General features: G+C 53.1%; 19 protein-coding genes and 3 tRNA genes. 6 read left to right on the forward strand and 16 right to left on the reverse strand.

All coding sequences use genetic code 11. The annotated features are described in order from the left end of the window. Window positions 1–128: 128 nt before the first annotated feature. Entirely contained in the window at window positions 129–1,340 is a 1,212-nt protein-coding gene (tyrP, locus tag AB3N39_RS12845) for a tyrosine transporter TyrP (protein WP_126330200.1), read from the forward strand. Window positions 1,341–1,459: 119 nt separating this feature from the next. On the opposite strand, the gene AB3N39_RS12850 is transcribed toward tyrP, so the two are convergent. The 9 genes from AB3N39_RS12850 to AB3N39_RS12890 all read right to left on the reverse strand — a co-directional run bounded on the left by AB3N39_RS12850 (window position 1,460) and on the right by AB3N39_RS12890 (window position 11,642). Further along, window positions 1,460–2,836: a hypothetical protein gene (locus AB3N39_RS12850; protein ID WP_367896774.1), complete on the reverse strand. Its 1,377-nt coding sequence runs from the start codon at window positions 2,834–2,836 to the stop codon at window positions 1,460–1,462. Beyond that, complete coding sequence (locus AB3N39_RS12855) at window positions 2,833–3,090, reverse strand: PAAR domain-containing protein (RefSeq protein ID WP_045356826.1); 258 nt, start codon at window positions 3,088–3,090, stop codon at window positions 2,833–2,835. Before AB3N39_RS12855 ends, AB3N39_RS12850 begins: the two co-directional genes overlap by 4 nt. Before the next feature lie 13 nt (window positions 3,091–3,103). Continuing rightward, entirely contained in the window at window positions 3,104–3,808 is a 705-nt protein-coding gene (locus tag AB3N39_RS12860; protein ID WP_133294706.1) for a hypothetical protein, read from the reverse strand. A gap of 18 nt (window positions 3,809–3,826) precedes the next feature. After that, window positions 3,827–4,543: a hypothetical protein gene (locus AB3N39_RS12865; protein WP_136195794.1), complete on the reverse strand. Its 717-nt coding sequence runs from the start codon at window positions 4,541–4,543 to the stop codon at window positions 3,827–3,829. A gap of 3 nt (window positions 4,544–4,546) precedes the next feature. Continuing rightward, complete coding sequence (locus AB3N39_RS12870; RefSeq protein WP_133294708.1) at window positions 4,547–5,242, reverse strand: hypothetical protein; 696 nt, start codon at window positions 5,240–5,242, stop codon at window positions 4,547–4,549. 3 nt (window positions 5,243–5,245) lie between these two features. Next, window positions 5,246–5,941 (reverse strand): hypothetical protein, encoded by a 696-nt coding sequence (locus AB3N39_RS12875; protein ID WP_133294709.1) that lies wholly within the window; start codon window positions 5,939–5,941, stop codon window positions 5,246–5,248. Window positions 5,942–5,950: 9 nt separating this feature from the next. Continuing rightward, a complete protein-coding gene (locus tag AB3N39_RS12880; RefSeq protein WP_133294710.1) occupies window positions 5,951–8,086 on the reverse strand; it encodes a DUF3274 domain-containing protein in 2,136 nt (711 codons plus the stop codon). After that, window positions 8,086–10,596, reverse strand: a complete 2,511-nt coding sequence (locus tag AB3N39_RS12885) for a type VI secretion system Vgr family protein (RefSeq protein WP_367896775.1) — start codon at window positions 10,594–10,596, stop codon at window positions 8,086–8,088. Before AB3N39_RS12885 ends, AB3N39_RS12880 begins: the two co-directional genes overlap by 1 nt. A 377-nt stretch (window positions 10,597–10,973) precedes the next feature. Beyond that, a complete protein-coding gene (locus AB3N39_RS12890; RefSeq protein ID WP_133294712.1) occupies window positions 10,974–11,642 on the reverse strand; it encodes a YecA family protein in 669 nt (222 codons plus the stop codon). 425 nt (window positions 11,643–12,067) lie between these two features. Between AB3N39_RS12890 and AB3N39_RS12895 the strand changes: the two genes are divergently transcribed. The 5 genes from AB3N39_RS12895 to AB3N39_RS12915 all read left to right on the forward strand — a co-directional run bounded on the left by AB3N39_RS12895 (window position 12,068) and on the right by AB3N39_RS12915 (window position 17,074). Continuing rightward, on the forward strand, window positions 12,068–13,189 hold the full coding sequence (locus tag AB3N39_RS12895; protein WP_023312277.1) for a branched-chain amino acid ABC transporter substrate-binding protein: 1,122 nt from the start codon (window positions 12,068–12,070) through the stop codon (window positions 13,187–13,189). 99 nt (window positions 13,190–13,288) lie between these two features. Then, entirely contained in the window at window positions 13,289–14,203 is a 915-nt protein-coding gene (locus AB3N39_RS12900; protein ID WP_115875715.1) for a branched-chain amino acid ABC transporter permease LivH, read from the forward strand. A gap of 11 nt (window positions 14,204–14,214) precedes the next feature. Then, complete coding sequence (gene livM, locus AB3N39_RS12905; RefSeq protein WP_149366619.1) at window positions 14,215–15,489, forward strand: high-affinity branched-chain amino acid ABC transporter permease LivM; 1,275 nt, start codon at window positions 14,215–14,217, stop codon at window positions 15,487–15,489. Beyond that, window positions 15,486–16,361 (forward strand): ATP-binding cassette domain-containing protein, encoded by an 876-nt coding sequence (locus AB3N39_RS12910; protein WP_136195798.1) that lies wholly within the window; start codon window positions 15,486–15,488, stop codon window positions 16,359–16,361. Before livM ends, AB3N39_RS12910 begins: the two co-directional genes overlap by 4 nt. Continuing rightward, window positions 16,358–17,074, forward strand: coding sequence for an ABC transporter ATP-binding protein (locus AB3N39_RS12915; protein ID WP_111964853.1), 717 nt, complete (start codon window positions 16,358–16,360; stop codon window positions 17,072–17,074). The genes AB3N39_RS12910 and AB3N39_RS12915 overlap by 4 nt, the downstream gene beginning before the upstream one ends. Before the next feature lie 280 nt (window positions 17,075–17,354). Here AB3N39_RS12915 and AB3N39_RS12920 read toward each other — a convergent pair whose 3' ends face one another. From AB3N39_RS12920 to uvrY, 7 genes are all read right to left on the reverse strand, one after another. Further along, window positions 17,355–18,032, reverse strand: a complete 678-nt coding sequence (locus AB3N39_RS12920) for a DUF2076 domain-containing protein (protein ID WP_136195799.1) — start codon at window positions 18,030–18,032, stop codon at window positions 17,355–17,357. Between the two features lie 302 nt (window positions 18,033–18,334). Then, a tRNA-Leu gene (locus AB3N39_RS12925) sits at window positions 18,335–18,421 on the reverse strand. Between the two features lie 11 nt (window positions 18,422–18,432). Beyond that, window positions 18,433–18,506 (reverse strand) — tRNA-Cys (locus AB3N39_RS12930). Between the two features lie 46 nt (window positions 18,507–18,552). Next, window positions 18,553–18,628: transfer RNA gene (locus AB3N39_RS12935), tRNA-Gly, on the reverse strand. A gap of 152 nt (window positions 18,629–18,780) precedes the next feature. Continuing rightward, the gene (gene pgsA, locus AB3N39_RS12940) at window positions 18,781–19,329 is read right to left on the reverse strand and encodes a CDP-diacylglycerol--glycerol-3-phosphate 3-phosphatidyltransferase (RefSeq protein WP_008500348.1); all 549 of its coding nucleotides are present in this window, start codon (window positions 19,327–19,329) and stop codon (window positions 18,781–18,783) included. A 56-nt stretch (window positions 19,330–19,385) separates the two neighbouring features. Next, window positions 19,386–21,218, reverse strand: coding sequence for an excinuclease ABC subunit UvrC (gene uvrC / locus AB3N39_RS12945; RefSeq protein ID WP_133294717.1), 1,833 nt, complete (start codon window positions 21,216–21,218; stop codon window positions 19,386–19,388). Then, the gene (uvrY, locus tag AB3N39_RS12950; protein ID WP_111964857.1) at window positions 21,215–21,871 is read right to left on the reverse strand and encodes a UvrY/SirA/GacA family response regulator transcription factor; all 657 of its coding nucleotides are present in this window, start codon (window positions 21,869–21,871) and stop codon (window positions 21,215–21,217) included. Before uvrY ends, uvrC begins: the two co-directional genes overlap by 4 nt. Window positions 21,872–21,916: the final 45 nt, after the last annotated feature.

Below are 21,916 nucleotides of genomic sequence, written 5' to 3' on the forward strand. Positions count from 1 at the left end.
GAATTGCCGGCAGCGCAATTCGTAAACTTTTAATTACAGTACTTGTAACGGTGATTTGACGAGTTACGGCTTTTCCCTTACTCTGCGCCGCAGATTTGTCGCGGTTAAGAAGCGTTGTAGAGGAAAGCGTGAAAAACAGAACCCTGGGAAGTATTTTTATCGTCGCCGGAACGACAATTGGCGCAGGAATGCTGGCCATGCCCCTGGCGGCCGCGGGCGTGGGATTTGGCATGACCCTGCTGCTGCTGGGTACGCTCTGGGCGCTGATGTGCTACACCGCCCTGCTGCTGCTTGAGGTTTACCAGCACGTCCCCGCCGACACCGGCCTGGGTTCGCTTGCGGCGCGCTATCTGGGACGCTACGGCCAGTGGATAACCGGCTTTAGCATGATGTTCCTGATGTACGCCCTGACCGCCGCCTATATCAGCGGCGCCGGGGAACTCATCGCCTCCAGCGTCAACGACTGGTTTGGCTCTGACATTACCCCGGCGACGGGGGCTATCTTCTTTGCGCTCATCGGCGGCGGCGTGGTCTGCGTGGGGACATCGCTGGTCGATCTGTTTAACCGCTTTCTGTTCAGCGCCAAAATTCTCTTCCTGATTATCATGCTGGTGCTGCTGGCCCCGCACGTGCACAAGGTCAACCTGCTGACGCTGCCGCTGGAAAAAGGGCTGGCGCTTTCCGCGATCCCGGTCATTTTCACCTCGTTTGGCTTCCACGGTAGCGTGCCGAGCATCGTCAGCTATATGAACGGCGATATCCGCAAGCTGCGCCGCGTCTTTGTTATCGGCAGCGCGATCCCGCTGATCGCCTATATTTTCTGGCAGCTGGTGACGCTGGGCAGCATTGACTCTTCGACCTTTATTGGGCTGATGGCGCAACACGCTGGCCTGAACGGTTTTCTGCTGGCGCTGCGCGAGGTTGTTACCTCCCCGCACGTGGAGCTGGCGGTACACCTGTTTGCCGACCTGGCGCTGGCAACCTCGTTCCTGGGAGTGGCGCTCGGCCTGTTTGATTACCTGGCCGACCTGTTCCAGCGTCGCAATACCGCGGCTGGACGGTTGCAGACGGGGGCCATCACCTTCCTGCCGCCGCTCGCTTTTGCGCTGTTTTACCCACGCGGATTTGTGATGGCGCTGGGCTATGCGGGGGTGGCGCTCTCTATCCTGGCCCTGCTGCTCCCTTCCCTGCTGGCATGGAAGAGCCGCCAGCAGCATCCGCAGCAGGGTTACCGCGTGGCGGGGGGAAAACCGCTGCTGTGCGTGGTGTTTTGCTGTGGGGTGGTGATTATTCTGGTGCAGGTGTTGATTGCAGCCGGGATGCTGCCGGAAGTGGGATAACAAAGGTTTAAGGGGAAACTATCCGCTTTAATAGGGAGAGATTCCCCTTTAATCAATTCCTTATATTACTATTATCATCATCCGGAATGCTGTCGTTAAAATTAATGCTTCATTCATCATCACATCCCCATGTGCTCATAAGCTTTGTCACCATAATACAAGGTAAACAATGTCCCCATCCCAAGGAATAAACCTATTAACAGAACCGCCATTATCGTTATAAACCAGCCGGACAGAGTTTTACCGGCTTCACCAACGCTGGCAATGATTAACATCAGCCCAAAAAACAACATCAGACCGCCAATCCCGCCAGCTTGCCACGGCAACGTATATCTTTTTTCTTCGGGGTAATCGGGTTGGCAGGTCAACCGGGAGGATAGCGCGGCCATGGCAAAATGGTTCTGTGCGGACGCGGCCACAAGCTGATCGCCCTGCCCATACATAACCGCATCAGCGGCCAGCGCCAGCATCAGCCACTGATAACCGGCAGAGCGCTCACCGAGCGAAGCCTCAAGCTCCAGCCTGTCCGGCACCACTTTGTTCTCGTCCAGCACTTCCAGCAGCGGATACTTCTCTGTGCGGGATAACCCGGTATACCAGAGCAGTTTAGGTTTACTGACCGTTTCCGTCCTCAGATAAACCGGTACCTTGCTTTCAACGTCATTGACACCTGTCATCGGCTGGTAAAGATAAACAGGTTTTTCTCCTTCAGTTTTGACGTAGTCGTTCGTGAAGAGAAGTGCCGTAACATTTTCCATCTGTTTAGATGCTTCTTCGTCAGAATGCAGATCGACGCAGATAAGCAGCCGTTGAACGACGTAGCTTTTCGACAGATTTATCCATTCCGTGACTTGCGTATAGTCCGGGCATTCAGGTAAAAAAGTGATTTTCTTCGTCGCGATCGCAGAACGTTCAAGCACGCGCAGGAGTTCATCGCTAAAGGATTCATCCCCGCCTCGAACCCACACCAGCGCTTCAATCTGCTGGTACCGAGAAAGTTTCCCTGCCATGGGCTCCAGAACGCGGGATACTGCCTGCCCGGCCCTCGTGAAATCGAACGATTCTTCCAGCTCGATTTTCAACGGCATTTTAGCGGCCAGCGGAAACTCTCCCTCAAGTTTCAGCATTCTCAGTGCCAGTTCCTTTGTTGCCTTTGGTGGAGTGAGTACGGACCAGCCAGCAAGGGTAATATTCCCCCGGGCAAAGCTGACAACCTTGTATTCCTGCCGGGCGGCAATCAGCAGCCTCGTTTCCATGTAGTGCCTCATGCCGTGATACACGACAGACCACATCTGAACGAACCCCGTCAGAAAAACAACTGGAATAACAACGGACTGGGCAAGAAAATCGAGATCAACATGTTTATTACCCGGCCAGGTGACTGCCCGAACAGCAATACCGATAATCACGACGATCACATATAGGATAAAAACTGCCAGATAGGGGTAGTCTTCTTTAAATTCGTCCTGTTCAGGATACAACCACCAGTTCATCACACAGCCCCCGCAACAGGTAGCGTGGTCCGGATAGCACAACCACACGCCGCTTTACAGCCGTCCACGACCACGCCGCGGCCGTTCATCGTCCAGGTTGGGTGACAATCGTTAATAGGGAACGTCCCTTTATGCTCCGTACACGTCACTTCATCGCCTTTCAGAGCCACGGGCAGGCCCATAAATTGCGCGCCTGACGCCTTAATCACTTTCCCGCCGCTTACCAGCGGGTCATTGAGTCGAATTACGCCGTTCATCACTTCATTCCTTTTAGTGAGCTTTCATTGATGCCATACTTGCAATACCAACAAGAGGCAAACTAATTAATTGCAATGGCGATGTAACAATATCCACAGCAAGAGTAACAGGGTATAAGAGCGCACCAGCGACAGCTGGGGATGTAGACGTACTTTTCTTGTAAAATGCAATTTTGACTGGCTGATAGAACATTAATACTTTGCTATTATCTTGTTGGGTATTTTTCTTATGAATACTACCAGAAAGGAAACGTACTGTTAGCTCACAATTGTTATTGCTATGGCAAATAAAACCATGCTGTTTCAATGAATTACGGACGCCATCAATTAACGGGGCATTTTTATACAGAATATAGATACTTCCAGAAAACGCATTACCCTTTTGTGAAATCACAAACTGTTCTTCGCCGCGCGCTGTAAGGCTTTTTTTATCAATTGAGTCATCATTTAGAAGACTTACAATTGAATCGCCCCCACTAGATAGTAAATAATCAAAATTTTTACCAATAAAAACCCAACCTTCCTTTTTATTACTGTCAATACCTTTGGAGAAGCCAATAATTTCATCATTGCTATATGATATTGATACGTCCTTTCCATCACCAATTTTCTGGGAAAGCGAGTAGGTCAAACATCCAGATAAACTGGTGCAAGCCACCAGTAAAAACAAAATGTTACATGCTAACACGTTAATGTCATATATTTTAATAAATTTCATATCCTACGTCCTTTTAAGTTAATAACTTTTCCGCCCAGCATCTATATCGCAGCGCATATGGTCCCAGCCGGTGTAGCCTTTTACTTCCGGGACTTTATCGGGGAGGCCCTGATAGTTCGTTTTAAACTGCGCCGTATTCTCTTTCAGACCTTGCTTGGTGATGTAGTCCAGCCCCCAAGCTGGGCCAGGAAATCGAGGTTCCAGCTTGCCGTTTACTTTGCTCCCCATACCATCATCCACGGTATACTCAATCCCTGGACCACCGGGCAGAATACGCGGGTCATCAAACGGTTTTGACGACATATACAGCCGGTGTTTCGTCTGTAAAAAACCCTGCTCGTTGACGACTGTGAAAGAAAGAACGTCTTCATAAGGAGGACCATCATCACCATTTGGCTCATTGTGACCGGGTGCAATACCTACAGAATGCCAGGTTTGTCCGTAGTCTTTGGACACCATAAACCCACCAGCGCCCCAGCCTGTTATTGCAATATATCGTTCTGACGGATGGATAAATTTGCGGGTAAATAATCGGTAATACTGGCTGACCGGTTCGGTATGAATACCTCTCTTCGTATCCGTGTACCAGAGTTCACCTTCGCAGTCCCAGCCTTTCAGCTCCAGATAGCGATGATCGTCAAACCGATAAACCACCTGCGTCGGCGGCTCTTTCGCCTGGCAACCCGCTGCTATAAATACAGCTGCAGCTGTCAGACCTGAGCATAATCCTTTCATGCTTTATCGCCCCGCATCCATATCGCACCGCATATGGTCCCAGCCGGTATAACCCTTTATTTCCGGTACCCTGTCAGGAAGATCCTGATAGTTGGCTTCATGACTCATTATTTTTCCAACAAGTCCTTCTCGCGTGAAGTAAATCAATCCCCAAGCCCATCCTGGTGCTTCCGAAGTAATACTGTCTTTTTCCCCATTAGCAAGGCTATAAAAAATACCCGCCCCTCCAGGCAAAATACGCGGGTCATCAAACGGCTTTGATGACATATACAGCCGGTGTTTCGTTTGCAAAAAACCCTGATCGTTGACGACGGTAAAAGAAAGAACATCTTCCTGCTGTGGGGCATTCATTCCATTAAGATCATTTTCACCAGGGGAAAACAGTGCATCATGCCAAGTCTGACCGTAATCTTTCGAAACAAGAAAACCACTTACATCCCAGGTCGGAAGCGCAATGTAACGTTCTGATGGATGCACATATTTTTTGGTAAATATCCGGTAAAACTGGCTGACTGGCTCCGTGTGGATACCCCGCTGTGTATCCGTGTACCAGAGTTCACCCTCGCAGTCCCATCCCTTCAGCTCCAGATAACGATGGTCATCGAACCGGTACACCACCTGCGTCGGCGGCTCTTTCGCCTGGCAACCAACTGCCATAAATACAGCTGCAGCTGTCAGACCTATGCATAATCCTTTCATGCTTTATCGCCCCGCATCCATATCGCACCACATATGGTCCCAGCCGGTATAGCCTTTTACTTCCGGTACTTTATCGGGGAGGTCCTGATAATTGGCCTCACGGCGCATAACCTTTCCTTGTAAACCTTCCTGCGTAAAATAAACCATCCCCCAAGACCACCCTGGGGCATCTGGCGTAATTTCATCCATTTCACCGCTGTCTAAACGATATTTAATCCCCGACCCACCAGGCAAAATGCGCGGGTCATCAAACGGCTTTGACGACATATACAGCCGGTGTTTGGTCTGCAAAAAACCCTGATCGTTGACTACGGTGAAAGAGAGAACATCTTCATAAGGCGCACTATCATCACCATTGGGTTCATTTTCTCCTGGGACAAACTGTGCAAGTTTCCATGTCCGACCATAGTCCTTCGATACCCTGAAACCATCTGTCCCCCAAATAGGTACAGACATATATTTTTCTGAAGGATGAATAAATTTACGCGTGAAGATCCGATAAAACTGAAAATAAACCTGAGAATGTATAGCCCTCTGCGTATCGGTGTACCAGAGTTCACCTTCGCAGTCCCAGCCCTTCAGCTCCAGATAGCGATGGTCACTGAATCGGTAAACCACCTGCGTCGGCGGCTCCTGGGCTTGACAAGCCGCTGCCAGAAAAATAGCTGTGACCGCCAAGCCTGTACATAATCCTTTCATATCTAATCCTTAAGCCAGCTGGCTGTCACTTTTAGGTTTTGGCATTTCCCATTGCAATAATTTTACTTCCTGGAAATCTTCCGGCCTGGCGGTTCCCGTCTCAATATCCATCAGGTTACGTGATCGCGGCCGGATACCGGCATAATCATTTTTCACACCGAAGTCACCCGCAGGCAGCACCTCATCGGGTTTATTCATAAAATCTTTTGTAGAGGCCGTTGGCAATCGACCCGATTTGTAATATTCCCTCGCATATTGATTACCGCTTTGAGGATCACGCCAGTCTGCACGGTGTAACAACCCTTCCCAGAATTTACCGGCTTTGTAGTCAAACGACTTACACTGACCAATTGCAAGGTCGAACGCCATCGCGTGCGATGGTGCAAACTCGCTCATGACAATTGACGAATGCTGGCTGTAGCTTACCGGGTCAACTTTTTTCCATTCTTTTTCAAGTTCTTCACGGGTTTTCAGCCAGGTAATGGACAACACAGGGTAATCTTTTGAACCAGTTACTTCCCCGTGAATAACGGTATGCCCCCGGTCAAGGCTTTCCCCCTTCAGCTCATCTGGTGTTAAAACATGCCCAGGCTTCCAGCTAATACGCTGATAACTGTTAAGCATATACATCGCAGAATCCGTGCGCTTAATGGCACTGGCTTTAGCTGAATAGGATATGTAGGCGTCTGGGCTATCCGGGTCGATATAATACGTATACGGCTTGTCACTCGTTTCAGGGTCATTATCAGGATGGTTATCCTGACCCTGTAGTTTGAAAATAAAGGGCTCTGGCAATTCTTCACCGTTTATCACTACGTCATGGGCTCGGTAGCTGGCATTCGGGAGAAACGAATATTTTGCATCCCCATCTTTTCGTTGTGGCAACGCAAAGGGTTTAGTGTCAGGTGCTTTTCCTACTTCGCCATGCTGATAAAAAACTCGCTGGAACAGGTTAGGAATAACACTGGCTATTTTTTGGGGGATACCACCCCAGCCGAACCCCTGCACATTCTCAAGTGACACAACACCATCGTTCGGGCAGAAGTAGTTGTACACTTTGCCGTTGTTGTTCCGACAATATCGATCATCACCCCGCAGCGGGTTATCTGAAGGTTTACGCAACGTACAGGAGGCTTCCAGGGTCAGTAATTCATCCTCGTCTAATTTTCCTCCCCCTTTCCACTGGGTATACATCAGGCTACAGAAATTTTTGAATGTCTTCTGTCTGGCGGCATCCGTCTGTTGGTATCCGGGCTGAATATTTTCAGCCACGCGGGACTCCAGTGAATAAGGGGAATGATTCAGAATGACGCAGTTCACCGGATTCTGTCCTGCCTGTTTTACCAGCATATTTGCCAGCATGGTGATGATGGTCCCCTGGCTGTGCGCCACGATGTTAATAACATCATGTTTAGTTGCCTCTTCGGTTCGGATTTGTAAAATCAAATCAGCGAGGCGCTGGGCAGCAAAAAACTGATAGATTCGGTGGGGGTTTTCATAGATAGGGTGAGTGTAATCCCCGTCATTCATATGCAGTGATGCAAATCCCGCAGCCGCCAGAGCCACACCACCCGCCCCCGGCCCAAGCATGTCGGGAATATTGGTTGTGGCGTTCGCGAAGGTACCGCCCCCTTTGGCAAAGTTCGCTTCCAGCGCATTACCAAAGTTATCGTTCTGGTACTTAAACGCACCTTTTCCGTCATTACCCAGATCGGCTTTTTTATCAGTATTATCTTCCTGATAGGCATCGTACGGCAGGTGAGCCTGGTCCTTCAGCTTACCCACTTCATCCCGGTACTGCTTCTGATCTGCTTTATAGTCGTCATGCGTAACAGGCTTATACCCCCAGTAAAACGGGATAACCGGTGAACGCCCGGGACGGGTGATTCTGTAGTCCCCCCATTCATGGGTGTAAAAGTCTGTGCGGCCAAGACGTTTACTCAGGCCCGCGATAATGCCCTTCTCCTGGTTCTGGTACGCTTCGCCTACATCATTCACGCCGTGGACCAGAATAACGATCCCCGGCATCGGGCGCGGTACGCCCACACGGCAGGTCTGAGCAACTTCCCCCAAATCCCTGTGTACAGGAATATCCCCTTCTGATATTACCCGTGGCGCATACGGGCTTTTCCTCGCTTCCGTCATTACAGTAACTCCATTTTGTAGGTATCCAGGTCATCGGCATCGAGTAACGATGAATGACCGTTGCTGTCCGTGACACCCTCAACCACGTTTCCGGCCGAGCTGGTCAGCCTGAATTTTTTGTTTGCGAGAATTTGTTCCGGGTCATCTCCGGCGTGCAGCTGGTAGCGGAATTTGAATGCGCCCTTATTGAACGGCGGGACCGTGACCTGCGCGCTTTCCGGACCGTCATACTTCAGGTTGGGTCCTTTAAGTTCGATTCCCGTTGGCGAAAAGATGGTGACCAGCCCGTTCGGACTGACTCGGATCCCGCCGCCGCCACAGACCAGCTGTATGCCCTGTTTGGCACTGCCGTTCAGCTGCCCGGCGGTGCTCGCCATCGTGAAATCTTTCTGCGAGAGCATGTGCATGGCACCACGCTGGGCCTGCGTCGTGATATCCCCGGCACCGGCAATCATCTGGATGCCGAGCTTGCGGACGAACAGCGAGAGTTTTTCCCCCACGGTCAGCGAGAATTTTTTCACCACGTTCACGCTGGCATCCTGACCTGCTGTTGCGATCAGGTCTTTCCCGGCGGACAGCTGCAGGCTCTGCGGGGTGACGTGTGCGGCACCTTTTTCGGCATACGCCAGAATGCCCGGCCCTGTCAGCTGGTTCAGCACCCGGGCCAGCTGGTTTTGCTGATCGGTATCCACATTCCCGGCACCGGCCGTTAAGGCGCTTTGTTGCAGCGTCATCGCCAGCGACAATGCTTTTTCCAGCTGCGCGATGGCGGCCGTCATATCCAGCTGTTGGCCCTGCGCGCGGGGCTGGGCCTCTGTGGTAATGAGTACCCCTTTGGCGGCACGCAGCGCCATCCAGTCATCGGTGCGGGCTTCCACGCCCTGCCCGCGTTTTTTCCCCGTGGCATCGACCAGGTGGCCGACGCTGACCTGTCCCTTGCCGTGCTCCGTGGAAATCTTGATATGTTCCTCACCCCGGCGATCCTCAAGGCGGATTTTGTTCGAGGCGGCCGTGCGGATCACGTTGCGGGTATCGTTGCGGTTTGTGACCAAATCCGGATGGCTGCCGTCATGCATGACGTGCGCGATATACGGCCTGTCCGGGTCGCCGCCTTCAAAGGCGACTGCCACCTCCGTCCCGTCCAGCAGCGGGAAGTGAAACCCAAACACATCCCCGCCGTACGGTCTGCCCAGACGCATCAGCGCACTTTCAAAGCCGTCACGTTTTTCATCAAGGTCAAAATCAAACTTCACGCGGTAGCGACCCTGCGCATCGACTCCGGCATACGTGGGATCGCGATTAATGGCCGCTACGCGGCCGGGCACGGTTCCGGCTATCACCGGACGCGGCAGATAGTCCGGACGGTAGCTGTAGCCGTGCAGATAGGGAATGCCCTTCAGGACGGCGCGATAGTGCTCCGCGCGGCTGCCGGAGAGCGTCATCGTGGTGACAACGAATCCAGGCTTAAACCCGGCAGGAATATCGCCTGTCAGGTTAAACATCACGCCCGGCAGCAGTTCCGGATCGCTGGTCGTCACCCCCAGCACGCTCTGATTGTTCAGCAGACGCTCATAGCGCAGGCGCGCGTAAAACGTAGCCGTTTCCGCCTCCTGTCCATAAAAGTCGCCTTCACTCAGAAAATGATCGGCGTAGTGGTACTGTTTGCCGCGGATTATCCCGTCAGGAATGTCGTTGTCGGTAAGAGTTTTATCCGCCTGCGGGGAAAACGGATCGCGATAGTTGTAGGTGCGGACCAGCACGTTTTCGGGAATGAGCTGGTAGCGCTCTTCAAGCTCGGTAACGTACTCTTCATGACTGGTCATGCCCGAATTAGGAACGTATGGCAGCTTTTTATCGCTGAATACGTAGCGACGGCCCCCGTCGCCAAAAATCACCACCGTTTCGGCCGGTACCTTGTCGTGATTTTCAAAGCGAAACCAGATCCCGACTTCGGCCAGCAGGCGGCGGATAAACTGGAGATCGGTTTCTTTCCACTGGATAACCATTTCCCGCAGCGGATAGCTGAAGCCCAGCTGGTCGAAATCGATGTTGTAACCCTGAAAATACCCGCTGTCCTTCATTAACTTCGTGACAAGCTCAGGCACGGTCATGTCCATGTACACGGCCGAACGGTAATTTCGGTCCATCAGCGCCAGTTCATGCTCCAGCACGCATTCATACAGCGTTTCATCGGCGGACGACTTCAGACGGGAAAATGACGTGATTACGCCATTTATCTGCCGCACCGGCAGCCAGGGATCCTGATGATGCCAGCCTGCTCTCGGATTCGGGGCACGCAGAATAAACTCGGCCATCTGGTTAAGGACGTCTTTAACCGCGATGTTCGGTGTTGAGCTGGTAAAGCGAATAGTATAACGGTAAGGTTTACTGAGTTCTTCTTCCCCGCTAAACGAGAGAACATCAGATAAAACGGTTTTATTTCTGGGAAAATAAAGTAAATAACGATTCAGTGTATCCTGATATTGAACCGTGTCTGATTGTCCTGCCATCGTCAATTATCCTTTTGAACAACCGATAAGATTAATCAAAATATACGCCCGGAGGCCGAATATTAAAACCTTATTTCACAGGAAGGGATAAAGGATTTAATTTATTCAACGCATAAATAAGCGCAAAATAAACATTCATGAATTAAATGAAAAGATAAACACCAGAAAGATATATGACAATACAAGAATACAACTAAGCACTTCGGGGTGTATAGATCAAAGATATTCGATGAGCAACAATAGACATTCAGCTTATTCTCGGTCTGCTACGCCTTGCCATATAAGGGGCCTCGACGGCCCCTTATATCGTTCACAGGTTAAGAACGTATTACCTTCTACTGGTCTTAAGGTGAACGAACCAAAGCCACAAAAATGTTTCAGTGCAAACAGCAGCTCTTAAACTTCTTCCCGCTGCCGCAAGGACACGGATCGTTACGCCCGACCTTCGTGCCGTTCACAATCGGCTTCTTCGCTTCCGGCTGCTGCGGGTTGTTTACCCAGTAATTATACAGGCGCAGCGCCGCAGGCTGGATGCTCTCGATGCTGGCGATATATTCCTCTTCGGACAGTTCATCCAGCTTGTCGCTGTTCTCTTCCGTCCCGTGCAGCGCAATCACATCAAGATCGGCCTTCAGGGCTTCCGGCAAGGCTGACCAGTCCGTCAGAGCCACACCGCGCATGTAGCCATAGCACCACTCTTCCACCACGGTATAACTCTCACCGTCCACATCGTTATAGCCAAACATCGGTTCGAACTGATCCGGGTATTCGCTCAGACGCTCGGCAATATCGTTCATGTGCTTAAAGCAGAGATCGATAAAACGGTTCATCTCACGATCGTTTTTCCAGCGCGGAATGTACTTCTCGCCCCCCCACACCGCCACCAGCCAGGCATCTGGCTCAACGACAACAGGACCGGAAAGCACTGCGGTAAGCATGCCGTCCAGTTCGGACACGTCAATCACGGACGCGTCATCATGACCGTAAGACATTAACGTCTCTTCAAGCCACGCCATTTCGCTTTCATTCAATGGGCCTTCAGTCATCGCTGATACTCCTGCAAAAAAGGAAACGATCCTAACACATATCTCACCCCTCTCCGGGCTGAAGTTTAGGTCTTTATTGCTGCAAAAACGTGCAAACCGTGACCTTTGCACAACTTATGGGCTTTATTGTTAACGATATGTGATCTCCGCTGTAATTTCTTCTCCTCCCCTAAGGCGGCATAACGCGGCGCTCTATACTCAAACATGTCACATGCCCGTCAATGGGTTAACCATTCTGGCAACGTTTTTGCTTAACGTTCTTCGCGCGTCTCTGCGCAGGGAAATCTCGCCGTAATATGCAGGATGCCGTCTGTATCTTGTTCGTTTAGTGCATTTTGTTCTTGCTCGTGTTTCGGATTGGCTGCGCCGTCGGGCGTTCGGGTTTACGCCGTGGTGCAAAAACCTCTTTGCTAAGGAACATAATAATGTCGCTGAAATTTATCAGAACTCCTCTTTCTCTTGTGTTGGCCGGTTGCCTGGTGACGGCGTTTTCCGCCCGGGCAGATATTGTGATTGGCGTGGCCGGGCCGTTCACGGGTCCGAATGCCACCTATGGCGATCAGTACTGGCACGGCGCAACGCAGGCCGCTGAAGACATTAATGCCGCAGGCGGCATTAATGGCGAGAAGATCAAACTGGTTCAGGGGGATGATGCCTGCGAGCCCAAGCAGGCCGTGGCCGTCGCTAACCGTTTAGTTGACCAGGATAAAGTCAACGCCGTGGTCGGCCATTTCTGCTCCTCTTCCACCATGCCCGCCTCCGAGGTGTATAGCGACGCAGGTATTATTGCGATTACCCCCGGCTCCACTAACCCGCTGATTACCGAACGCGGTATGAGCGACATGTTCCGCATGTGCGGCCGCGACGACCAGCAGGGCCAGGTTGCCAGCGACTTCATCATCGACAAGCTGAAAGCCAAGCGCGTGGTGATTATTCACGACAAAGACACCTATGGTCAGGGTCTGGCTGACGCCACCAAAGCGGCGCTGGCGAAACGCGGGGTTCAGGATGTGATGTACGAAGGGTTATCCCGCGGTGAAAAAGACTTTAACGCGCTGGTCACCAAGATCGGCGCGCAAAAACCGGACGTCGTATTCTTCGGTGGCTGTCACCCGGAAGCCGGTCCGCTGGTTCGCCAGATGCGTGAACAGGGCGTGCAGGCCAAATTCTTCTCCGGTGACTGTATCGTCAACGAGGAGATGGTGACCGCGGCGGGCGGCCCGCAGTACACCAACGGCATTTACATGACCTTCGGTAAAGACCCGCGCCTGATCCCGGACGGTAAAGCGGTAATCGAGAAATTCCGCGCCGGTAAATTCGAGCCGGAAGGTTACACCCTTTACTCCTATGCCTCCGTACAGGCCATTGCCGCGGCCTTCAAGGCCACCGGCGGCAAGGACTCTGCCAAAGCCAGCGAGTGGCTGAAGGCCAATTCCGTCGACACGGTGATGGGCAAAAAAGCCTGGGACAGCAAAGGCGATCTGAAAGTGTCTGACTACGTTGTTTACCAGTGGGACGACAAAGGAAAATATAAGGAAGTGCAGTAACGGGACGGAGTCACGCTCAACGTCGGCGGGCCTACCCGTCGGCGCGTAATAAACATCAGGCTGCGCGTCTCGCGCGGCCTATAAAACGAGCGCGCTAAGATGAGTACATTCTTCCTGCAACAGTTAATCAATGGCTTAACGCTGGGTTCCGTCTACGGCCTGATCGCCATCGGCTATACCATGGTGTACGGCATTATCGGCATGATTAATTTCGCCCACGGCGAAGTGTATATGATTTCCGCCTATCTCTGCGCCATTGGCCTGGCGCTGCTCTCGTTCTTCGGACTGCAGTCCTTCCCGCTGCTGATCCTCGGGACGCTGGTGTTCACGATTGTGGTCACCGGGGTGTACGGCTGGACCATCGAGCGTATCGCCTACAAGCCGCTGCGTAACTCCACGCGCCTGGCGCCGCTGATCTCCGCCATCGGGATGTCGCTTATCCTGCAAAACTACGCGCAGCTGAGCCAGGGCCCGCGCCAGCAAGGGGTGCCGACCATGCTGGACGGCGTGATTCGCCTGCATCTGGGCGACGGGTTCGTGCAGATAACCTACACCAAAGTGTTTATTCTGTTGGCCTCGTTTGCCGGCATGCTGGTGCTCACCTGGATAATCAATCGTACCCGGCTGGGGCGAATGTGCCGCGCGGTCCAGCAGGATCGTAAGATGGCCTCCATTCTGGGGATTAACACCGACCGGATTATTTCGCTTGTCTTTGTTATCGGCGCGGCGATGGCGGGCCTGGCGGGGGTACTGATCACCATGAACTACGGCACCTTTGATTTCTACGTCGGGTTCGTGATCGGCATTAAAGCCTTTACGGCGGCGGTACTCGGCGGCATCGGCTCCCTCCCTGGCGCCATGCTCGGTGGCCTTATCCTGGGCGTGGCGGAAGCCCAGTTCTCGGGCATGGTGAACTCGGACTATAAAGACGTCTTCTCGTTCGGCCTGCTGGTCATGATCCTTATTTTCCGTCCCCAGGGACTGCTCGGGCGCCCGGTTGTGGCCAAGGTGTGAAGGAGAGAATGATGACATCACACGGCTTTTCACTTAAACGCTGCATGCTGGACGCGATCTTTTCCGGGCTGGTTGCGCTGATTATCTTCGGTCCCATCGCGGGCGTGGTGCTGGACGGGTACAGCTTTACCTTCGCCGGGCAGCGCCTGGCCTGGATGGTTGGCACCGTAATGCTCGGACGTTTTCTGTTGAGCGCCTTTTTAGGTACCGCCGCGGGCGCCCGTTTCCAGGCACGCTTCGAAGCCGATAGCGCAGGCGTATATGTCCGTCCACCGGAATACAAAAGCCGCATGCGCTGGATTATTCCTCTGGTGATTGCTCTTGCGATTTGCTTTCCGTTTGTTGCCACTAAATATGTGCTGACCGTCGCCATTCTCGGGCTGATCTACGTGCTTCTCGGTCTGGGGCTGAACATCGTCGTGGGTCTGGCCGGTCTGCTGGATCTGGGATATGTCGCGTTCTACGCGATTGGGGCGTACGGTCTGGCGCTGGGGTACCAGTATCTCGGCTTAGGCTTCTGGAGCATGCTGCCGCTGGCGGCGATCATGGCCGCCGCCGCAGGCGCCCTGCTCGGTTTCCCGGTACTGCGCATGCACGGTGACTATCTGGCCATCGTCACCCTCGGGTTCGGGGAGATTATTCGCCTGATACTGAACAACTGGCTGACCTTCACCGGCGGACCCAACGGCGTGTCGGCCCCTCCCCCCACTTTTTTCGGCCTGGAATTTGGACGACGCGCGAAAGAAGGCGGCGTGCCCTTCCACGAATTTTTCCACCTGACCTACAACCCGAACATGAAGTTTATTTTTATCTACGCGGTGCTGTTCCTGGTGGTGATGCTGGTGCTCTACATTAAGCACCGCCTGACGCGAATGCCGATTGGTCGGGCGTGGGAAGCGCTGCGTGAAGACGAAATTGCCTGCCGCTCAATGGGGCTGAATCATGTTCTGGTTAAGCTTTCCGCCTTTACGCTGGGCGCGTCGACCGCGGGCATTGCCGGGGTGTTCTTCGCCACCTATCAGGGGTTCGTGAATCCTACCTCGTTTACCTTCTTTGAATCGGCACTGATCCTCGCCATTGTGGTGCTGGGCGGTATGGGCTCTACGCTTGGCGTGGTGCTGGCCGCCTTTGTGCTCACGGTAACGCCGGAACTGCTGCGCAGTTTTGCCGAGTACCGCGTCCTGCTGTTTGGCATGCTGATGGTGGTGATGATGATCTGGCGTCCACGCGGTTTGATCCGCATCAACCGCAGCGGGTTTGCCGTGCGTAAGGGCGTCGCACCATGAACGGAACGATACTACGCGTTGAACATCTGATGATGCACTTCGGCGGGATTAAAGCGCTAAACGACGTCAACCTGGACGTGCAGCGTGGCTCCATTACCGCCCTGATTGGGCCAAACGGGGCGGGAAAAACCACCGTGTTTAACTGCCTGACGGGCTTCTACAGAGCCTCCGGCGGCAACATTTTGTTTAATACCCGCCATAAAACGACCAACGTCATTCAGGTACTCGGGCAAAAATTCCAGCCCGGCGACTGGATTAACCCCGCGCAGCTCGGGCAGCGTCTTTTCTACAAAATGTTCGGCGGAACCCACCTGGTCAACCGTGCCGGGCTGGCGCGCACGTTTCAAAATATCCGTCTTTTTCGCGAGATGTCGGTCGTGGAAAACCTGCTGGTGGCGCAGCATATGCGCGTTAACCGCAATCTGCTTGCCGGGATCCTGAATACGCCGTCCTACCGGCAGGCAGAAAGCGACGCCCTGGACAGAGCCTTCTACTGGCTGGAAGTGGTAGATCTGGTGGAGTGCGCCAATCGCCTGGCGGGAGAGATGTCCTACGGCCAGCAGCGGCGACTGGAAATCGCGCGAGCAATGTGCACCGGGCCGGAAATGATCTGTCTGGATGAACCCGCAGCCGGACTGAACCCGGTTGAAACGCATAAGCTCAGCAGCATTATTCGTTTTCTGCGGGATCATCATGACATAACGGTATTACTGATTGAGCATGATATGGGGATGGTGATGGAAATTTCGGACGACATTATCGTGCTCGACCACGGCGATGTGATTGCCAGGGGGAAACCCGAGCAGATCCAGCATGATGAAAAGGTCATTGCCGCCTACCTGGGCACGGATGAAAGCGAGGTCTCCCTATGAGCGAACCGCTGCTGGCTTTTCGCGAAGTGGATGTCTTTTACGGCGTCATTCAGGCACTGAAGCAGGTCTCCCTCGAGGTGAATAAGGGGGAAACCGTGGCGCTGATTGGCGCAAACGGCGCGGGAAAATCGACATTGCTGATGTCCATCTTTGGCCAGCCGCGTATTCGCAGCGGGCAGATCCTTTTCGGCGGTGAAGATATCAGCCATAAATCCACCCACTACGTCGCGTCCGGCGGCATTGCGCAGGCGCCGGAAGGCAGACGAATTTTTCCGGATATGACCGTTGAAGAGAATCTGCTGATGGGGACCATCCCCATCGGCAGCCAGTTTGCGGCTGAAGATATGCAAACCATGTTTGACCTTTTCCCTCGCCTGAAAGAGCGGCGCAAGCAGCGCGCGATGACCATGTCCGGTGGCGAACAGCAGATGCTGGCGATCGCCCGGGCGCTGATGAGCCGTCCGAAGCTGCTGCTGCTGGATGAACCGAGCCTCGGTCTGGCGCCGATTGTGGTGAAACAGATCTTCCAGACTCTGCGCGAGCTGGCCCGTAACGGCATGACTATCTTTCTGGTGGAGCAGAATGCGCATCACGCGTTGAAGCTCTCTGACCGCGGGTATGTGATGGTAAACGGACAGATCAGGTTGACCGGCAGCGGCGAGGAGCTGCTGGGGAATCAGGAGGTGAGGAAGGCGTATTTGGGCGGGGTGTGATTTGATACCTGCCGAATGCGCTTATACAGTGATGGACCATTTCGGCACATAAGGAATAGAAGAACTGGAGGATACCTTAGTCGATATCGCCTCTTTATTTAGATTGCTTCCGGCAATTCTTACAGGTTTGCTAGTAAGGAAAGTAGTAAAACGAATCTAATTTATGAGCCTTCAGGGGTAGCGTCGAAGGATTCTTTTGACCCGGAAACGCAAAACCCCTAATCGTAGGATATCCAACTTTCGGGGTTCACTTCATTTCGGTAGTCACACGATAACGTCGTTAAATAAAACTGTCGTCGTCATTGCTGTAGTCGTCATCTACATCGTCGTTCTGCCAGGCGTCGTTATTATTGCCGAGCGGATCGTTCTGGTTGAGGAAACGGGTGTCAGAGACGTTATTGAAGTCGCCGTATTGATTACCGACAAACGGTTCACCACCGACGGGTATTATCGGTTCTTCGATGATGTTCACTATCTCTTCCGGCCGCGACTGATGGAACATGCTGGTAAGCATCTCGGCCAGCGCGATGCCACCGGCCACGCCAGCGGCTGTCTGGAGCGCGCCAGCCATAAAACCGCCGCCGCGAGTAGCCGGCGCTGGCGCCCGAGAGTAATCCTGCGCCGGCGGCTGTTGCGGCTGGGCATTCCAGCTGTTTTCAGGCTGCGGGTTACTTTTCCCGCCACCAAACAGGCCGCCGAGGAAACTGCCGCCCGTCGAGGGTTTGCTTTTTTGCGCGGCTAATTCGCTTTCCAGCTCCTGAACCCTGGACTGCAGGCGTTTCAACGCCGCTTCCTGAATCAAAATCGATTGCGCCATATAGTAGGGGGCCGCAGGCTGCTGTCTGACGAATTCAGCGATCTGACGCTCCGCATCTGCATCCCGTTGGCTGTTTTGTTGTCCGGCCTGTTTAAGACGCTCGAAAAGGCCGTTGATAAGCTGCTGTTCTTCATATTGCATGACAATAACCTTCCGCTCTCCGGGGTGGATACCAACCAGTTTATCAGCGGCGGCAACCTGTGTCTGACCAGTGAAATGTTTGTTTAAGATTGGTTGCAGGTTATCTGAAAATCGCCCTGCTTTCCGGGCTTGATATTAGAAAGTTAGGCTTACCGTTCTGGTATGGCAGCAAATCCTTGGGCACAGCAGGATCGGGATGATGATGAGATATGATCACTTCGCGCTAAGCCAGGGGCACAAAAAAACCACCTTTCGGTGGTTTCACGACACTGCTTATTGCTTTGATTATTCTTTGTTTCCCATGGTAGCCGGAGTGGGACTTGAACCCACACAGCGCGAACGCCGAGGGATTTTAAATCCCTTGTGTCTACCGATTCCACCATCCGGCCAGGGAAGAAAGTGGAGGCGCGTTCCGGAGTCGAACCGGACTAGACGGATTTGCAATCCGCTACATAACCGCTTTGCTAACGCGCCGTAAAACTTTTCAAACTGACACCCGCTACTGCGCATGTCTTTAATCTGGAGCGGGAAACGAGACTCGAACTCGCGACCCCGACCTTGGCAAGGTCGTGCTCTACCAACTGAGCTATTCCCGCATGTCATCAAGTAAATGTCTAACCACTTGATTTCATTATCGTCCGGCTGACTGTGCCGCCGTTCGATGCGTTGCATTCTACTGATATGACGTTATGAGTCAACGTTATTTTTTGCATCCCCGGATCGTTTGCTGAAAATTACGGCGAAACGATCACTGATCAAGCAAATCCCCTCGGGCAGCGTTCAAATATTGCAGCATTGACCACAGCGTCAGCACTGCCGCTACCCACAGCAGGCCAATTCCCGCCCACTCAACCCAGGCGTTCGGACGCCAGAGCATCCAGACCAGCGCCGCCATCTGCGCCGTCGTTTTCACTTTACCAATCCACGAGACCGCCACGCTGCTGCGTTTTCCCAGCTCCGCCATCCACTCGCGAAGCGCAGAGATAATAATCTCACGGCCAATCATGGTTGCCGCAGGCAGCGTCACCCACCAGGTATGATAGTGCTCGGCCACCAGCACCATGGCAATCGCGACCATCACTTTATCCGCCACCGGATCGAGGAAGGCGCCGAAACGGGTGCTTTGATTCCAGCGGCGCGCCAGATAGCCATCAAACCAGTCTGTTACCGCTGCGATAAGGAAGATCAATGCGCACGCAAAGGGTGCCCAGACAACCGGCAGGTAAAACGCCAGCACAAAGAACGGGATGAGTACAACACGAAAAAGAGTGAGCAACGTAGGGATATTATATTGCATAGTGACGGTAACTATTTGTTGTCAGTAAAATTTAGCTCTATGTTGCTACAGAGCCCTCAATGTTTCAACGAGTAGTAGATCTTTTCTGCCAGCCCTTGCGAAATACCCGGCACTTTTGCAATTTCCTCCATGCTGGCGTTGAGTAATCCTTGCAATCCGCCCATATATTTCAGCAGCATCTGGCGACGTTTTGGCCCCACGCCTTCAATCGTTTCCAGGCTACTGGTATTTTTCACCTTCGCCCGTTTTTTGCGGTGACCGCTGATGGCATGATCGTGTGATTCATCGCGAATATGCTGGATGACGTGAAGCGCCGGCGAATCCGGCGGCAGGCTGAAGCCCTCACCTTCCGGCTCGAAGAAGAGTGTCTCCAGCCCGGCCTTACGATCGGCCCCTTTTGCGACACCCAGCAGCAGCGGATGTTTTTTATCCCAGCTGACATCAAGCGATTCAAATACCGCTTTCGCCTGCCCGAGCTGTCCTTTCCCACCGTCAATCAGGATCACATCCGGGATTTTGCTCTCCTCAATGGCTTTACCATAGCGACGACGCAGAACCTGATTCATCGCCGCATAGTCATCGCCCGGCGTGATGCCGGTGATGTTATAGCGACGATACTCGGCGCGCAGCGGGCCGTTAGCATCGAACACCACGCAGGACGCCACCGTCTGTTCCCCCATCGTATGGCTGATGTCGAAACACTCCATCCGTTTCACTTCCGGCAGCTTCAGCAGCGTTGCCAGGGCCGTTAAACGCTGGTGCACCGTCGACTGCTGCGACAGCTTAGTGGTGAGCGCCGTCGCCGCGTTGGTGCGTGCTAGCTTCAGATAACGCGCACGATCGCCGCGCGGTTTGGTTTGTACATTGACCCGACGCCCCGCCAGCTCAGAGAGCGACTCGCCCAGCAGGGTTTTATCGTCAAGATTAAAATCGAGCAGGATCTCAGAAGGCAGCGTGCGCATCTGGCTCCCCTGCAGATAGAACTGGCCGACAAAGGTTTCCACCACTTCACCCAGTTCGGTACCGCCAGGCACTTTCGGAAAATAGCTGCGGCTGCCGAGCACTTTGCCCTGGCGAATAAACAGCACGTGCACGCAGGCCATCCCGGCGTCAAAGGCTACGCCGATAACGTCGAGATCGTCACCGGTATTCGAGACAAACTGTTTCTCAGTGACTCTGCGCACCGCCTGGATTTGGTCGCGGATCCGTGCGGCCTCTTCGAACTCGAGTGCGGCACTGGCTTTTTCCATCCGCGCGATAAGCTGCGTTAAGACCTGATCGTCTTTTCCTGCTAAGAACAGGCGCACATACTCCACCTGCTGAGCATACTCCTCTTCACTCACCAGCCCGGCTACACACGGCCCCAAGCAGCGACCAATTTGGTACTGCAGGCACGGGCGCGAGCGGTTACGGTAAACGCTGTTTTCACACTGGCGGATTGGGAAGATTTTTTGCAGCAGCGCCAGCGTTTCACGCACGGCATAGCCGTTAGGGAACGGCCCGAAATATTCACCCTTTGCATGTTTCGCACCGCGGTGCATGGCGAGGCGCGGATGGGTGTCGCTGCTCAGAAAAATAAACGGGTAGGATTTATCATCACGCAACAGGACGTTATAGCGCGGCTGGTAGAGCTTAATATAGTTGTGCTCTAACAGCAGCGCTTCTGTCTCCGTGTGCGTGACGGTGACATCAATATTCTGGATGAGTGAGACCAGCGCTTCGGTCTTACGGGAGGCCAGGTTGCTGCGAAAATAGCTGGAGAGACGTTTTTTAAGATCTTTTGCCTTCCCCACGTAGATAACCGTACCGCCAGCGTCATACATGCGATAGACGCCAGGCTGGCTGGTTACGGTTTTCAGAAATGTTATTGAATCGAACACATCACTCACTGACTTAACAACGTCTCCGCATTACACAAACCATGCCGGATGGCCAGATGCGTCAGTTCCACATCACCATGAATGTTCAGTTTACTGAACATACGGTAACGATAGCTGTTGACCGTTTTCGGGCTGAGATTCAGCTGTTCCGAGATCTCATTCACCTTCTGACCTTTAGTGATCATCAGCATAATCTGCAATTCACGCTCGGACAAACTGGCAAACGGTGATTCGGTTTTCTCGGGCTCGATCTGGCTCAGGGCCATCTGCTGTGCGATGTCGGAAGCAATGTAACGCTGTCCGGCATACACGGAACGGATCGCATTGACGACCTCCTGCGGCGCAGCACCTTTACTCAGGTAGCCCGCGGCGCCCGCCTGCATCACTTTCGCGGGCAGTGGGTTTTCGGTATGCACGGTCAGCATGATGACTTTTGTATCAACAAAAGTACGCGCGATTTTGCGTGTTGCTTCAAGACCACCGATACCGGGCATGTTCATATCCATCAGTACCACATCTGCCGAGTTTGTGCGGCACCATTTTACCGCATCTTCGCCACAGCACGCCTCACCGGCAACTTTAATACCTTTAATATCTTCAAGAATGCGTCGTATCCCTGCGCGCACCAGTTCGTGGTCATCAACAAGAAGGACGTTGATCAAAGGAAATGTCTCCAGAATAGGGATAACGCTACTGAGTGATAATTT

This window comes from Enterobacter vonholyi (assembly GCF_040834095.1).
In the GTDB taxonomy this organism is placed as follows: domain Bacteria; phylum Pseudomonadota; class Gammaproteobacteria; order Enterobacterales; family Enterobacteriaceae; genus Enterobacter; species Enterobacter vonholyi.

Excerpts from the sequence above, each read along its gene's own strand:
- livM (WP_149366619.1), top strand. The coding sequence starts at position 14,215 with ATGACATCACACGGCTTTTCACTTAAACGCTGCATGCTGGACGCGATC.
- AB3N39_RS12890 (WP_133294712.1), bottom strand. The coding sequence starts at position 11,642 with ATGACTGAAGGCCCATTGAATGAAAGCGAAATGGCGTGGCTTGAAGAG.
- AB3N39_RS12915 (WP_111964853.1), top strand. The coding sequence starts at position 16,358 with ATGAGCGAACCGCTGCTGGCTTTTCGCGAAGTGGATGTCTTTTACGGC.
- AB3N39_RS12855 (WP_045356826.1), bottom strand. The coding sequence starts at position 3,090 with ATGAACGGCGTAATTCGACTCAATGACCCGCTGGTAAGCGGCGGGAAA.
- AB3N39_RS12875 (WP_133294709.1), bottom strand. The coding sequence starts at position 5,941 with ATGAAAGGATTATGTACAGGCTTGGCGGTCACAGCTATTTTTCTGGCA.
- AB3N39_RS12880 (WP_133294710.1), bottom strand. The coding sequence starts at position 8,086 with ATGACGGAAGCGAGGAAAAGCCCGTATGCGCCACGGGTAATATCAGAA.
- AB3N39_RS12865 (WP_136195794.1), bottom strand. The coding sequence starts at position 4,543 with ATGAAAGGATTATGCTCAGGTCTGACAGCTGCAGCTGTATTTATAGCA.
- pgsA (WP_008500348.1), bottom strand. The coding sequence starts at position 19,329 with ATGCAATATAATATCCCTACGTTGCTCACTCTTTTTCGTGTTGTACTC.
- AB3N39_RS12910 (WP_136195798.1), top strand. The coding sequence starts at position 15,486 with ATGAACGGAACGATACTACGCGTTGAACATCTGATGATGCACTTCGGC.
- AB3N39_RS12895 (WP_023312277.1), top strand. The coding sequence starts at position 12,068 with ATGTCGCTGAAATTTATCAGAACTCCTCTTTCTCTTGTGTTGGCCGGT.
- AB3N39_RS12870 (WP_133294708.1), bottom strand. The coding sequence starts at position 5,242 with ATGAAAGGATTATGCATAGGTCTGACAGCTGCAGCTGTATTTATGGCA.
- AB3N39_RS12860 (WP_133294706.1), bottom strand. The coding sequence starts at position 3,808 with ATGAAATTTATTAAAATATATGACATTAACGTGTTAGCATGTAACATT.
- AB3N39_RS12900 (WP_115875715.1), top strand. The coding sequence starts at position 13,289 with ATGAGTACATTCTTCCTGCAACAGTTAATCAATGGCTTAACGCTGGGT.
- AB3N39_RS12920 (WP_136195799.1), bottom strand. The coding sequence starts at position 18,032 with ATGCAATATGAAGAACAGCAGCTTATCAACGGCCTTTTCGAGCGTCTT.
- AB3N39_RS12885 (WP_367896775.1), bottom strand. The coding sequence starts at position 10,596 with ATGGCAGGACAATCAGACACGGTTCAATATCAGGATACACTGAATCGT.